Source organism: Lentzea sp. NPDC102401, from assembly GCF_044765805.1.
Taxonomy (GTDB): domain Bacteria; phylum Actinomycetota; class Actinomycetes; order Mycobacteriales; family Pseudonocardiaceae; genus Lentzea; species Lentzea sokolovensis.
The window spans coordinates 661,326-674,529 of record NZ_JBIWKS010000002.1 but is presented as its reverse complement, the minus strand read 5'-3'; the positions used below and the strand labels follow the sequence as shown (position 1 = coordinate 674,529).

Sequence of the window (13,204 nt, the reverse complement as noted above, 5' to 3'; positions counted from 1 at the left end):
TTTCACAGCGTCGTCAACGCCCAGGTGGCGGCCAGCAGCCCCGGTCCGTGCGGCACGGCACGGCTGCGGCGGAGCGCGGCGACGACGAGCGTGACCGCACTGGACAGGATCGCCGCAGGTAAGAGGGACGGCAACGGGAGCGCCGCGCCGAGGCCGAGAGCGAGCTTCACGTCCCCGCCGCCCATGAGCGCGGGCCGGAAGCGCCGGACGGCGAGATGCGCGCCACCGAAGACGAGCGCCGAGAGCACCGCCGCTCCCAGTCCGTGGAACTGCAGGAGCAACAGCGCGGCGCCCAACGGGAGGGTCAGCGCGTCCGGCAACCGGTGGTGCCGCAGATCGATCATGGCGAGCACGATGCCGAACCAGGCCAGCAGGAACGACGAGGGTGGAGCGTCCAGGACGGCGGCGACCGTCCACAGGGAACCCAGCGCGAACGAGAGCAGGACCGTGGTCATGACACCACGGTCCTGCTCGGCACGACCTGGCACAAATTTCGGCCCGTCGTGAACGGTCCGTTCACGCACAGGCTTCACGGTGCCTCAGAAAGGGCTGGGAGAACGCCCGGAACAGCGGTTCAGCGAGACCAGTCGAACAGGGCGTCGTTCGCCGCCACGTCGACGTCCAGCGCGAGGCCGGCCAGCGCCTCGGCGGACGCGTCCAGCGCGATCACCGGGCAGATCGGCGCGAACCCGGCCGCCTCGACCTCGGCCGGGTCCCACGTCACGATCCGCTGACCGGCCTGGACCTGCTCGCCCTTGACGACGTGCAGCTCGAAGCCCTCGCCCTTGCGCTTCACGGTGTCGATGCCGAGGTGGACCAGGATGGCCGCCCCGTCACCGTTGGCGACCACGAACGCGTGCGGGTGCAACGTGACGATGGTCCCGTCGAGCGGCGAAACCACATCGGACTTCGATCGAACCGGCTCGACGGCCACACCGGGGCCCACCATCGCCTCGGCGAAGACCTGGTCCGGAACGGCGGAGAGCGCGACCACCCGACCGGCGACCGGGCTGCCGACGCGGAGGCTCACAGGAGGTCCTCGATGTCCGACGCGATGGTGTCCGCCTCGGGTCCGACGACGACCTGGACGACGTTGCCGGAGCGCATGACTCCGTGTGCTCCCAACGCCTTCAGGGCCTTCTCGTCCACGACGGAACCGTCCTCGAGCTCACACCGCAGACGGGTGATGCAGGGCTCGATCTCGACGATGTTGTCCCGTCCGCCCAGCGCGGCGAGGATCTTCTGAGCCTTCTCGTCAGCCACGTTCGTACCTCTCGTTCCCGTAACAGCGGTTGACACCCGCTCGGTGCGCGGAGCATTCTCCCGCACCAACTGGTCTAGACCGGAAAGTACCACTAGCGGCGAGGGAGGTGAGTCGAGTGAACGAGATCGTGGACGGGCCCAAGCCCAAGCACGCGCAGTTGCGGGAGATCCTGCGACGGCTGGCCGAACAGGAACTCGCTCCCGGCTCACCCATTCCGTCGGAGCGCGACCTCGCCGAGCGGTACGGAGTCTCTCGAATCACCGTGCGGGCGGCGGTCGGCCAACTGGTCGCGGAAGGCCTGCTCACGCGGGCCAAGGGACGTGGGACGTTCACCGCCAAGCGGCGCTACGACCTGCAGCTCTTCCTGGCCTCGTTCACCTCGGACATGAAGGCGCGCGGGGTCGAACCCAGCACCGAGGTGATCAGCTGCGCCCAGGCGGCACCGGGCTCGAAGGCCTCACTGGGCCTGGAGGCCGACGAGTACGCGTACCGCGTCGTGCGGCTGCGCAAGGCCGACGGGGCACCGTTGGCGCTCGAGGCCGGCTGGTACAGCCCGCACATGCTTCCCGAGCTCGACCGATGTGACCTGACCGGATCGATCTACGAGATCATCGCGACCCGGTACGGAATTCAGCTCGACCACGCGCGGCAGACCGTGTGGGCCGAGACCGCCGACGCGGAGACCGCGAAGGCGCTCGACGTCCGCAAGGGCAGCCCGCTCCTCGTGTTCAGGAGGGTCGCCAGCTCCGACGGGCGGCCCTGCGAAGACGTGACCTCCTGGTACCGGGGCGATCTCTACCAGGTGACCATGCAACTGGACCGGACCGTCCCGGGTTCCGGACCTAACTCCGCCAAGGGAGGTACCAAATGAGCGCCAGCGCCCCAGAGGCGACAGGCGGTCGCGGGTTCAAGGGCCTGGCCGGTATGCAGCGGTTCGGCCGCAGCCTCATGCTGCCGATCGCCTCACTGCCCGCCGCCGCGATTCTCCTGCGTTTCGGTCAGCCTGACCTGCTCGGCAAGGACGGCCTGGGCTGGAACAAGGTCGCCGCCGTCATCGGCGGTGCGGGCGACGCCCTGTTCAGCAACCTGCCGCTGCTGTTCGCCGTGGGTGTGGCCATCGGCTTCGCCCGCCGTGGCGACGGCTCGACCGCACTCTCCGCCGTGGTCGGCTTCGTCGTCACCCAGGCCGTGTTCAAGGCCATGTCTCCGATGGTGCTTCCTCTCGCCGAGGATCCCGCCAAGCAGGAGCAGATCAACTACTCGGTGCTCACGGGCATCGTGGTCGGCCTGATCTCCGCCGTTCTGTGGCAGAAGTACCACCGCATCAAGCTGCCGCCGTACCTGGCGTTCTTCGGTGGCCGTCGCTTCGTGCCGATCATCGTCGCGGCCGTCATGATCCCGGTCGCGGTCGTCATGGGCCTCATCTACCCGTGGTTCGACAAGGGTCTGACCGCGGTCGGCGAGGCCGTCTCCGGCAGCACGATCCTCGGCGCCGGCGTCTACGGCGTGATCAACCGCCTGCTCATCCCGCTGGGCCTGCACCACATCCCGAACACGTTCATGTGGCAGGTCTTCGGCGAGTACCAGGTGGACGGCGCCACCAAGACCGGTGACATCCCGAGGTTCTTCGCGGGCGACCCGACCGCCGGCACGTTCATGAGCGGCTTCTTCCCGATCTTCATGTTCGCGCTCCCCGCGGCCGCGCTGGCGATCATCCACACCGCCAAGCCGTCGCAGAAGAAGATCATCGCCGGCATCATGGGCTCGGCGGCCCTCACCTCGTTCATCACGGGTGTCACCGAGCCGCTCGAGTTCGCGTTCATGTTCGTCGCGTGGCCGCTGTACGTCATCCACGCGTTCCTCACCGGCACCTCGCTGGCGATCACCAACGCGCTGGGTGTGCACGACGGTTTCGGCTTCTCCGCGGGTGTGATCGACTACCTGCTCAACTTCAACATCGCGACGAGGCCGTTGCTGATCATCCCGATCGGTCTCGTCTACGCGGCCATCTACTACTTCCTGTTCCGCTTCGTCATCACCAAGTGGAACCTGAAGACGCCCGGCCGCGAAGACGACGAGTCGCCGGAGGCCGACGAGAGTGTCGTCGGCAGCAGCGGTGACACGGAGGTGCGCACCGGCGACACAGTCGTGCGCGAGAAGCGTCCTAGGAACGACAAGCAGTAAGCGCAACCAGTACTACCGGGAGGAACCATCATGGCCGAGCGACGGGTCACCGTGGCCAGCAAGGTCGGACTGCACGCCCGGCCTGCCGCACTGCTGGCGAAGGCCGCCGCCGACCAACCGGTGACGGTCACCATCAGCAAGGACGGCGGCGAAGCCGTTGACGCGGCGAGTGTCCTGGGACTCATGACCCTGGGCGCTATGCATGGTGACGAGGTGGTGCTCAGCGCCGACGGGGACGGAGCGGATGCCGCTCTGGACGCCATCGCCGAACTGATCGCCACCGATCACGACGAGTGAGCCGGGTCGTGAGTGGTCCTGGTCGCCCCGATGGCCGAGACCACTCACGACCCACCCGAAGTGCAGCACGACACCCGCGGTCACGACGCCGGCCAAGGTCGGCGGCGTGGCCTGCGGGTAGCTCACCATCAGCCAGACCCCGCCCACGGCCAGCACGGGCGGCACGAGAAGTCCCGCGGTCCACTTGTGCAGCAACAGGAACGCGAGCGTCGAGACCAGCAGCGCCGCGCCGAGCGTGTCGCTGAACCGGTGCCAGCCGAGCGACACCGTCTCCGCCGCGACCGCCCCCGCGCCGATCGCCCCCGGCACCGCCGCGACCAGCGCGAACCGCTTAGGCACTGCCATCGTCACCGCGATCACCGACGCCACCGCGGCCGTCGTGTGTCCACTCGGGAAGCTGTTGTGCACCAGCACGGCGTCGTCGTCCAGCGGTGGCCGCACCAGTACGTAGAGCTTCAGCACCTGCGCGCCCAGCACCGAACCTCCGAGCAGCAGCAACGGTGTCAGCGACTTCTTGCGTGCGAAGAGAATCACGAGGACAGCGGCGACAAGGATCGCCATGTCCACGTTGGACGCCCACGAGCGTTGGAGCGAAAGTTCGGGCAACGCGGCGTTCTCCGCCTTCTGCCCGAACGACGTCCACACCAGCGCGAAGTACGTGAAGAGGAATCCCAGCAAGCTTCCGGCCATGACTTCGAGAGTCCGCGCGCCGCTCCATGGGAACGTGCACGGCATGTCATGGTTCCGCTACAGAACCGGCGCCGGTGCCGTCTCCTGCCGATAATGGCTCTCGTGGCGATGGTCTTGCTGGTCGAGGACGACCCCGCGGTGCGTGAAGGACTCGGACTGGCGTTGCGCCGGCAGGGACACGACGTCCGGGCGGCGGGAACGGGCGAGGAAGGCGTCGAGAGACTGCGCGAGTCCCGCCCCGACATCGTGGTCCTCGACATCATGCTGCCCGGCATCGACGGCTTCGAGACGTGCCGCCGGATGCGCACGCACGCCGAGGTGCCGATCATCATGCTCACCGCGCGCGGCGACGACTTCGACGTGGTCGCGGGCCTGGAGGCGGGCGCGGACGACTACGTGGTCAAGCCCGTCGAACCGCGCGTCCTGGAGGCCCGCATCCGCGCCGTGCTGCGACGCACCGTCGCCGAGCCGTCCAGCCTCGAACGCCACGGCTCGCTGGTGATCGATCGGGCAGGCCTGCAGGTGCTCAAGAACGACGTGAAGGTCGCGCTGACCCCGACCGAGCTGAAGCTGCTGCTCGAACTCTCCCGCACCCCCGGCCGCGTGCTGACCCGCCAGCAGATCCTCGAAGCGGTCTGGGAGCACGACTACCTCGGCGACTCGCGGCTCGTCGACGCGTGCGTGCAGCGGTTGCGCGCGAAGATCGAGGACGTGCCCTCCGACCCCGGCTACGTCCACACCGTGCGCGGCTTCGGTTACCGCTTCGGCCCACGATGAGGTCGCTGTTCCGCGGCCTGCGCCCGAGGCTGATGGCCGCGTTCCTGCTCCTGACGGTGCTGGGCGCGGTGGGAGCGGCGGGCGCCTCCTATGCGACCGCCCGGACGTTGCTGCTGGCGAACGCGCAGGACGACTTCATGAACCCGCTGGTGAAGGACGTCCGCGACTACGCGCCCCGGCTGACCGTGCCGCCGGCGCAGCGGGACCTGGACGAGTTCGGCACGTACCTGCGCGGCTCGGGGGTGGTGCTGTACGAGGGCCTGCGCTCCAGCACCGGCCCTGATCCGGCGTTCATCCCCGCCGAGATGCGCGAGATGCTGAGGACGAGCAGGACGATCCTCTGGCAGCGTCGCACCGACCTGGCCGACCCGTACGTCGTCATCGGCATCCCGCTGCTGCGCCCGGACGGCGATCCGACCGGCGTGGAGGTGTGGTCGCTGCTGTACCTGAGAGGCCCGCAGACCGCCATCGACAGCTTCTCGACCGCCGCGTGGGTGGGCGTCAGCCTGGTGCTGCCCCTGGCGCTGGGTCTCGCGCTCTTCACGGCCCGCGGCGTGCTGCGCCCTGTCCGGCGCCTCGGCACCGCCGCCCGCGCGCTGGGGTCCGGCCGGCTGGACACCCGTGTCGACGAACGCGGCTCGGACGAACTCGCCGACCTGGCGCGCACGTTCAACCGTGCCGCCGAACGACTGGAAGCCTCCCAGGCCGCGTCCCGCCGCTTCGTCGCCGACGTGTCCCACGAGCTCCGCACGCCGCTGACCGCGATGAACGCCGTGACCGCCGTCCTGGACGAGGACGCGGCCACGTTGCCGCCCGACACGGCCGTCGCGGCCAGGCTGGTGTCGGCCGAGACCCGCAAGCTCACCCGTCTGGTCAACGACCTGATGGAGATCTCCCGCTTCGACGAGGGCCGCAACCTGCTGGAACTGGACGACTGGGACATCGGCACGGCGGTGCGCGACACGCTGGCCGCCCGCGGCTGGGCCGCGTCCGTCGAGGCCTCGCTGCCGGAGGGCGTGGTGGGCCGGGTGGACCGGCGCCGGCTGGACGTCGTCGTGGCCAACCTGGTGGGCAACGCGCTCAAGCACGGCGGCGTGCCGGTGCGCGTGAGCGTGCGGCCGGGTGTGATCGAGGTGTCCGACCACGGCCCCGGTATCTCTCCTGAGGCCCTTCCTCACATCTTCGACCGCTTCTACAAGGCAGACACGGCCCGCTCCCGTTCCGAGGGCAGCGGACTGGGATTGGCGATCGCATGGGAGAACGCACGCCTGCACGGCGGCACCATCGAAGCGGCCAACGCGCCCTCGGGTGGCGCGGTCTTCACCTTGCGCTTGCCCTGGTGACCCTCGCGGCCTGCGGCATCCGCCCGACCTCGATCCTCACCGGGGCCGAGGCGCCGACGGTCTCGTCGCACACGCTGACCATCTACCTCGTGACGCCGCAACGGGACGGCCTGGTGCGCCGGACCCGTGACTACACCGGCACCGTCGACATCACGACGGCCATGAACGTGCTGCTGGCCGGGCTTACCGACGAGGAGCGCAAGCTCGGCCTGGTGACCGAGCTGCCCACCACGAACGACAAGGCGGTCGCCGTGCTGAACGTGATCGTGATGCCGGAGGGCATCGAACCGCCGACGTCCAAGTGGGCGGTGTTCCAGGTGCACTGCACGGCGCTGGCGAGCCGCGCGAAGGTCGCGGGAGTGGAGTCGCTCCCCGACGAGAACTGCCCGTAGGCATCATGTCGGTCATGGCTCACACCGCCCGTCGCATGTTCGAGCTCCTGGAACCGATCTGCCTGGTGACCTTCTTCGCCCGCGAGTGCGGCGAGGAGCTGGCCGCGCTCGGCCACCGCACCTACTGGGACGGCTACTTCGCGAGCCGTGCCGCTCCGCTGGGACGGGTGCCGGCGGAGGTCGTGCACGCGGCGTTCTACAACTTCGCCGACGGGGAGGCCGCGCGGCACATCCCGGGCGCGTGGGAGACGATCCCGCCCGAGGCGTCCGTCGCCGCACGGGAACGGGGCAGCGCGGCCTCCCTGCGGCGGATCCTCGGCGAGGAGCAGGCCGGCTCCCCCGGTCTGGTGCGCGCCGCCGACCTGGTCACCAAGGCCGCGACGAGCGCATCGATGGAAGGCCGGGTGATGTACGCCGGGATGCGCACTCTTCCGGTGCCCGGCGACCCGGTCGCCCGCCTGTGGCACTCCGCGACCATGCTGCGCGAGCACCGCGGCGACGGGCACGTCGCCGCTCTCGTCAGCGCACGGATCGGCGGCACCGAGGCCCACGTGCTCTCCGCGCTGGCGATGGGCATCCACCCGGCGGAGACGTTCGGGCGCATCCACCACCTGCCGAAGAAGCGACTGGCCGCGGTCATGGACGGCCTGCGCGAACGCGGTCTCATCGACACCGAAGGCCACTTCACCGACGCCGGTCGCGAGACCCAGCAGGGCATCGAGGCCCTCACCGACGAGCTCGCCGCGGCGCCCTACGACGCCCTCTCCCCCACCGAACTGGACGAGTTGGTCGCCGTGCTCGACCCCATCACCGCGAAGCTGGTCGCCGCGGGATCGCAGTGACGTCAACGGGTCGTCCTGAAAAAGAGGCGGGACGCAGCGGCGGCCGTAGGCCGTGCGTCCCACCGGCCGGCCCTCCCAAGGTGAGGAACACCGGCATGCGATGGCTCCGGCCGAGTGGCACATCGTCCGCAGCCAACGAGTCAGCCGTAGGCAACCACGGGCCTCGCGCACACCGGAATCGAACAGCCGAAGATCAAGACGAAAGTTACGCGCGGGCGGCCAGGGCGGCGTCGAGCGCCGAACGCATGACGTCCTGCGGCGCGGGCTTCCCGGTGAACTGCTCCACCTGTCCGAAAGCCTGGTGCAGCAACATGTCCAGCCCGGTGGCCAGCCGCGTCCCGGACGCCTCCACGGCCGCGGCGACCGGCGTGGGCCACGGGTGGTAGATCACGTCCAGCACGTAGGGCGCACGGGCCAGGTCGGCGGCCAGCGGCACGGTGGCCTCGGCGGGCACCGTCGACACCACGACGTCCGACGCGCCGGCCAGCACCCCGAGATCCACAGAGGACAGCTCCAGGACCTCGACGGTGATGCCGACCCTGGAGGCGGTCTCCAGCGCCTCTCCCGCACGCGAAGGATCGCGCACCACAAGGGAAGCGGAAGAAATACCGAGCGCGGCGAACCCGGCCAGGGCGGCCGTCGCCGTACCACCGGCACCGAGCACGACGCCGTGCGAACCGCCGGAGAAACCCTTCTCCCGCAACGCACCCACCACGCCGTCCACATCGGTGCAGTCGGCGTGCCACTCAGAACCGTTGCGCACCAGCGTGTTCGCCGCCCCCACCGCCGAAGCACGCGGGGTCACGACGGACGCGAACGCCAGCGCGGCGCGTTTGGTGGGCATCGTGCACGAGAGGCCGACCCACTCCGGCCCCAGAGAGGCGACCAGAGCGGGAACCTCGGCCTCGGAGCACTCCAGGCGCGTGTACTCCCAGTCGAGGCCCAGGGCGGCGTACGCGGCGTTGTGCAGCACAGGGGAAAGCGAGTGCTCGATCGGCGAACCGATCACCGCGGCCTTGCGCACCACTAGTAGACGCCGTCCCTCTGTGCCTTCTGGTCGTTCGCGTTGTGCTCGTCGAACGTGGTCGCGAAGCACGACGTGCCGTCCGTCTGGCACTTCACGAAGTACAGGATGTCGCCGCCCTCCGGCTTGATCGCGGCGGCGATCGCCTGCTGCGACGGCGAGCCGATCGGCGTCGGCGTCAGGTTCTGGTTGAGGTACGTGTTGTACGGCCCCTGCGCGTCGCGGTCCGCGTCCGACGTGCGGATGTGGGGCTGGTTGTTCTTGTAGTTGATGGTCGAGTCGAACTGCAGGGGCATCGACTGCGGCTTCTTCTTGAGCCGGTTGTAGATGACCTGCGAGACCTTCGAGAAGTCCTTCTCGATGGCCTCCTTCTCGATCAGCGAGGCGATGACCAGGACCTCGTAGGGACGGAAGCCGGTGTTCATGGTGCCGCCGGGAATGCCGGCGCCCTGCAGCTTCTGGGCAGAGGACACGATGACGCTGCGGATCAACTCGACCGCGCTGACACCCGGTTTGACCTGGTAGACGCCGCGCATGATCAGGCCTTCGAGGCGGTACTGCGGCTCGGCGCGCTTCACGTCGGCCAGCGCCCAGTCCGGCACGCCGAGGGCGACCGGGTCGGTCTGCTCCGCGGCGGCCTTGATCTCGTCGCCGGTCAGGCACACCTTGGCGCCGTCCTTCTCCGTGCAGCTCGCGTCGGCCAGCAGGGAGTAGATGCCCTTGACGGTCTTGCCGTTGGCCTGGATGTCGGTGAGCTTGAGGCCACCGACGACCTGGACGGCCGGGACGCGCGTCTTCGGGTCGATCATGCGGGCCACGGCGTTCTGGCCCGACATCTTCGTCTTCATCAGGTAGAAGCCGGGCTGGATCGACGTCACGCGGGCGTCGGTCTTGCTGGCCTCGGTGAAGGCGCGCGCGGAGGCGATGACGCCGTTGTCGTACAGGGTCGACGCGATCTTGCTGACCACGTCGCCGTCCTGGACCTCGACGATGGCGTCGGCCTCGCCGGCACCGGCGAAGTCCTCGAACGAGCCGATGCCGCGCAGCTCCTTGTAGCCGTAGTAGGCACCGCCCATGCCGACGGCGAGAATCAGCGCCACGACGAGCCACAGGACCGTCTTCTTGCGCTTCTTCGCCTTGGCACGGGCGTTGTCCCGGCTGCGGTCGCGCTTGACCGGCCGTCGCTCATCCGCTTCGGGGTCGGTGAACAACCCGAGATCGTCGCCGCTCACACCTCGTCCTTTCGGGCGGACACAACCCGTGCCCGTGCGTCCAGCCAAGACTGCAGGATCTCGACAGCGGCAGCCTGGTCGACCACGGCACGCTGCTTCTTGCCCTTCACACCGCGCTGTGCCAGCACCCGGCTCACCACAACCGTCGTCAGTCGTTCGTCGCTGAGCCGTACCGGCACCGGGGCGATGCGGCCGGCCAGGGCCGCAGCGTACGCGGTCGCCGAGTCCGCCGCGGGACCGTGCCGACCGGCCAGCGTCTTCGGCAGGCCGACCACGACCTCGACGACGTCATGTTCGGCCACGAGACGTACGAGCTCGGTGAGGTCCGAGCCGCGCTTCTCGTCCCGCTGCAGGGTCACCAGCGGCGTCGCCAGAAATGCGGATGGATCGCTGAGGGAGACACCCACACGAACCGATCCGACGTCGACGCCGAGCCTCCTGCCGAGGCCCGGGTCGCCGACATCAGTGGAATCAGCGCTGTTCAAGCACCTTGTCCAGTTCGTTGGTGAGGGCCGTGATGGCGTCGGGAACGCCGGCCGGGTTGGTACCGCCGCCCTGGGCCAGGTCCGGCTTGCCGCCACCACGGGCGGCGATGGCCGGGCCGAACACCGGGACGAGCTTGCCGGCTGCGAGACCCAGGTCGCGGGCGGCGGCCGTGGTGGCCACCACGAAGCTGACCTTGTCGCCGTCGACCGAGAACAGGGCCACCACACCGGGCCTGCTGCCCAGGCGGTTGCGGACCTCGCCGCCGAGGGTGCGCAGGTCGTTGCCCGACACACCCTCCAGGCCCAGGGCCACGAGCGACAGCCCGCGGATGTCCAGAGCCTTGTCGGCGAGGGCGCCGGCGTTGCCCAGCAGCTCGGCGGCGCGGACCTTCTCGAGCTCCTTCTCGGCGGACTTCAGGCGCTCGACCAGCGACTCGATCCGCTCGGGCAGGCCGTCGGAGCCGACCTTGAGCATGTCGGAGAGGTTCTGCACGATGGCGCGTTCCTTGGCGAGGAACCGCATGGCCTCGATGCCGACGTAGGCCTCGAGGCGGCGCACGCCGGAACCGACCGAAGACTCACCCAGCAGGGTGATCGGGCCGATCTGCGACGAGTGCTCGACGTGGGTGCCACCGCAGAGCTCGCGCGACCACTCGCCACCGATCTCGACGACGCGGACGGTCTCGTCGTAGGTCTCGCCGAACAGGGCGACGGCACCCAGCTCCTGGGCACCGGCCATGTCCGTGTAGACGACGCTGACCGGCAGGTCCTTGCGCACGGCGAGGTTCGAGACCTCCTCGATCTCGCTGCGGGCCTCGGCGGACAGGCCACCGGTCCAGGCGAAGTCGAGACGCAGGTAACCGGGCTTGTTGTACGAACCGCTCTGCAGGGCCGACGGGCCGAGCACGTGGCGCAGGGCGGCGTGCACGACGTGCGTGCCCGAGTGGCCCTGGCGGGCGCCGACGCGCCACTCCGGGTCGACGCGGGCCTCGACGTGCTCGCCCTCGCTGACCTCGCCGGAGCGGACGCGCACCTGGTGCACCCACAGCTTGCGGGCGACCTTCTGCACGTCGAGCACTTCCAGCTCGGCGTTGGCCGTGACGATCGTGCCGGCGTCGGACTCCTGGCCACCGGACTCGGCGTAGAGCGGCGTGCGGTCCAGCACGACCTCGACGATGTCGCCTTCCTTGGCGCTCTTCACCCGAGCGCCGTTGTGCACGATGCCGCGCAGCGTGGCCTCGGAGGCGAGCTCGGTGTAGCCGGTGAACTCGGTCGGGCCCTGTTCCAGCAGCTCGCGGTACACCGACTGGTCGCCGTGGCCGGTCTTCTTGCCGGCGGCGTCGGCCTTGGCGCGGGCGCGCTGCTCGGCCATCAGCTTGCGGAACCCGTCCTCGTCCACGGACAGGCCGGCCTCGGAGGCCATCTCCAGCGTGAGGTCGATCGGGAAGCCGTAGGTGTCGTGCAGCTGGAAGGCCTTGTCACCCGGCAGGATGGCGCGGCCGTCGGACTTCACCTCGGCGGCGGCGCCCTCGAAGATCCGCGAACCGGCGTCGAGGGTGCGCAGGAACGTGTCCTCCTCGGCCTTGAGCACCTGCTGGATGCGGGCGAACCCGCTGACCAGCTCGGGGTAGGCCTCGCCCATCGAGTCGCGGACGACCTCGGCGAACTGCTGCAGCACCGGCTCGTTCACGCCCAGCAGGCGCGACGAGCGGACGATGCGGCGCAGCAGGCGGCGCAGCACGTAGCCGCGGGCCTCGTTGCCGGGCGTGACGCCGTCGCCGACCAGCAGCACACCGCTGCGGGCGTGGTCGGCGATGACGCGGAAGCGGACGTCGTCGACCTCGTTGGCGCCGTACTTGCGGCCGGAGAGCTCCTCGGCCCTGGTGATGACGGCGCGGACCAGGTCGGTCTCGTAGACGTTGTCGACGCCCTGCAGCAGGTAGGCGACGCGCTCGACGCCCATGCCGGTGTCGATGTTCTTCGACGGCAGCTCACCGATGACCGGGTAGTCCTTCTTGGCACCACCCTCGCCGCGGATGTTCTGCATGAAGACGAGGTTCCAGATCTCCAGGTACCTGTCCTCGTCGACTACCGGGCCGCCCTCCTTGCCGTACTCGGGGCCGCGGTCGTAGTAGATCTCCGAGCACGGGCCGCACGGGCCGGGAACGCCCATCGACCAGAAGTTGTCCTCGACACCGCGGCGCTGGATGCGCTCCAGCGGCATGCCGGCGACCTTCTGCCACAGCTCGATGGCCTCGTCGTCGTCCAGGTAGACCGTCACCCAGATGCGCTCGGGGTCGAAGCCGTAGCCACCGTTGTCCTGGGAGTTGGTGATCAGCTCCCAGGCCAGCCGGATGGCGTCTTCCTTGAAGTAGTCGCCGAGCGAGAAGTTGCCGGCCATCTGGAAGAACGTGAGGTGGCGGGTGGTCTTGCCGACCTCGTCGATGTCGGGGGTGCGCACGCACTTCTGGATGCTCGTCATCCGCGGGGCGGGCGGCGGGGCCTCGCCGAGGAAGTACGGCTTGAACGGCACCATGCCGGCGTTGACGAACAGCAGGTTGGGGTCGTCGAGCAGCAGCGAGGCGCTGGGGATGTACTTGTGCCCGGCCTTCTCGAAGTGCTCGCGGAAACGCTTGATGATCTCGTGGGTCTGCACGGGAAGTTCCTAAGTGTG

Annotated in this window: 14 protein-coding genes and 1 pseudogene; 7 read left to right on the top strand and 8 right to left on the bottom strand. The window is 69.4% G+C overall.

Translation table 11 applies throughout. The features are described 5' to 3' along the window. Window positions 1-2 precede the first annotated feature (2 nt). The 3 genes from ACIRG5_RS08595 to ACIRG5_RS08585 all read right to left on the bottom strand — a co-directional run bounded on the left by ACIRG5_RS08595 (window position 3) and on the right by ACIRG5_RS08585 (window position 1,263). Window positions 3-455, bottom strand: coding sequence for a prepilin peptidase (locus ACIRG5_RS08595; protein WP_402902151.1), 453 nt, complete (start codon window positions 453-455; stop codon window positions 3-5). Between the two features lie 119 nt (window positions 456-574). Next, a complete protein-coding gene (locus ACIRG5_RS08590) occupies window positions 575-1,030 on the bottom strand; it encodes a PTS glucose transporter subunit IIA (RefSeq protein ID WP_402902149.1) in 456 nt (151 codons plus the stop codon). After that, window positions 1,027-1,263, bottom strand: a complete 237-nt coding sequence (locus ACIRG5_RS08585) for a glucose PTS transporter subunit EIIB (protein WP_093588084.1) — start codon at window positions 1,261-1,263, stop codon at window positions 1,027-1,029. The genes ACIRG5_RS08590 and ACIRG5_RS08585 overlap by 4 nt, the downstream gene beginning before the upstream one ends. A 116-nt stretch (window positions 1,264-1,379) precedes the next feature. Between ACIRG5_RS08585 and ACIRG5_RS08580 the strand changes: the two genes are divergently transcribed. From ACIRG5_RS08580 to ACIRG5_RS08570, 3 genes are read left to right on the top strand one after another with little or no spacing between them, the layout of a single operon-like run. Beyond that, entirely contained in the window at window positions 1,380-2,135 is a 756-nt protein-coding gene (locus tag ACIRG5_RS08580) for a GntR family transcriptional regulator (RefSeq protein WP_330277434.1), read from the top strand. Beyond that, entirely contained in the window at window positions 2,132-3,448 is a 1,317-nt protein-coding gene (locus tag ACIRG5_RS08575) for a PTS transporter subunit EIIC (RefSeq protein ID WP_402902144.1), read from the top strand. Before ACIRG5_RS08580 ends, ACIRG5_RS08575 begins: the two co-directional genes overlap by 4 nt. Window positions 3,449-3,478: 30 nt before the next feature. Continuing rightward, window positions 3,479-3,745 carry an HPr family phosphocarrier protein gene (locus tag ACIRG5_RS08570; RefSeq protein WP_319973703.1) on the top strand — a complete coding sequence of 89 codons (267 nt, stop codon included), beginning with the start codon at window positions 3,479-3,481 and terminating at the stop codon, window positions 3,743-3,745. A gap of 192 nt (window positions 3,746-3,937) precedes the next feature. Here ACIRG5_RS08570 and ACIRG5_RS08565 read toward each other — a convergent pair. Continuing rightward, window positions 3,938-4,306: pseudogene (locus ACIRG5_RS08565) on the bottom strand (phosphatase PAP2 family protein); the annotation flags it as partial. Window positions 4,307-4,537: 231 nt separating this feature from the next. Here ACIRG5_RS08565 and ACIRG5_RS08560 point away from each other — a divergent pair. From ACIRG5_RS08560 to ACIRG5_RS08545, 4 genes are read left to right on the top strand one after another with little or no spacing between them, the layout of a single operon-like run. Further along, window positions 4,538-5,212, top strand: a complete 675-nt coding sequence (locus tag ACIRG5_RS08560; protein ID WP_330277436.1) for a response regulator transcription factor — start codon at window positions 4,538-4,540, stop codon at window positions 5,210-5,212. Next, entirely contained in the window at window positions 5,209-6,555 is a 1,347-nt protein-coding gene (locus ACIRG5_RS08555) for a sensor histidine kinase (protein WP_402902139.1), read from the top strand. The genes ACIRG5_RS08560 and ACIRG5_RS08555 overlap by 4 nt, the downstream gene beginning before the upstream one ends. After that, window positions 6,552-6,947: a hypothetical protein gene (locus ACIRG5_RS08550; RefSeq protein ID WP_402902136.1), complete on the top strand. Its 396-nt coding sequence runs from the start codon at window positions 6,552-6,554 to the stop codon at window positions 6,945-6,947. The genes ACIRG5_RS08555 and ACIRG5_RS08550 overlap by 4 nt, the downstream gene beginning before the upstream one ends. Window positions 6,948-6,961: 14 nt before the next feature. Beyond that, on the top strand, window positions 6,962-7,789 hold the full coding sequence (locus ACIRG5_RS08545) for a MarR family transcriptional regulator (RefSeq protein WP_402902133.1): 828 nt from the start codon (window positions 6,962-6,964) through the stop codon (window positions 7,787-7,789). Between the two features lie 205 nt (window positions 7,790-7,994). On the opposite strand, the gene ACIRG5_RS08540 is transcribed toward ACIRG5_RS08545, so the two are convergent. Genes ACIRG5_RS08540 through alaS form a run of 4 tightly spaced genes read right to left on the bottom strand, consistent with a single transcriptional unit; the run spans window position 7,995 to window position 13,186 of the window. Beyond that, a complete protein-coding gene (locus ACIRG5_RS08540; RefSeq protein ID WP_402902130.1) occupies window positions 7,995-8,813 on the bottom strand; it encodes a shikimate dehydrogenase in 819 nt (272 codons plus the stop codon). A gap of 2 nt (window positions 8,814-8,815) precedes the next feature. Continuing rightward, window positions 8,816-10,045 (bottom strand): endolytic transglycosylase MltG, encoded by a 1,230-nt coding sequence (gene mltG / locus ACIRG5_RS08535; RefSeq protein ID WP_402902127.1) that lies wholly within the window; start codon window positions 10,043-10,045, stop codon window positions 8,816-8,818. Then, the gene (gene ruvX / locus ACIRG5_RS08530) at window positions 10,042-10,530 is read right to left on the bottom strand and encodes a Holliday junction resolvase RuvX (protein ID WP_402902124.1); all 489 of its coding nucleotides are present in this window, start codon (window positions 10,528-10,530) and stop codon (window positions 10,042-10,044) included. Before ruvX ends, mltG begins: the two co-directional genes overlap by 4 nt. Then, window positions 10,517-13,186 (bottom strand): alanine--tRNA ligase, encoded by a 2,670-nt coding sequence (gene alaS, locus ACIRG5_RS08525; protein ID WP_402902121.1) that lies wholly within the window; start codon window positions 13,184-13,186, stop codon window positions 10,517-10,519. The genes ruvX and alaS overlap by 14 nt, the downstream gene beginning before the upstream one ends. Between the last annotated feature and the right edge of the window lie 18 nt (window positions 13,187-13,204).

Coding starts and splice junctions, on each gene's coding strand:
- ACIRG5_RS08595 (WP_402902151.1), bottom strand. CDS start 455: ATGACCACGGTCCTGCTCTCGTTCGCGCTGGGTTCCCTGTGGACGGTC.
- ACIRG5_RS08575 (WP_402902144.1), top strand. CDS start 2,132: ATGAGCGCCAGCGCCCCAGAGGCGACAGGCGGTCGCGGGTTCAAGGGC.
- ACIRG5_RS08570 (WP_319973703.1), top strand. CDS start 3,479: ATGGCCGAGCGACGGGTCACCGTGGCCAGCAAGGTCGGACTGCACGCC.
- ACIRG5_RS08555 (WP_402902139.1), top strand. CDS start 5,209: ATGAGGTCGCTGTTCCGCGGCCTGCGCCCGAGGCTGATGGCCGCGTTC.
- ACIRG5_RS08545 (WP_402902133.1), top strand. CDS start 6,962: ATGGCTCACACCGCCCGTCGCATGTTCGAGCTCCTGGAACCGATCTGC.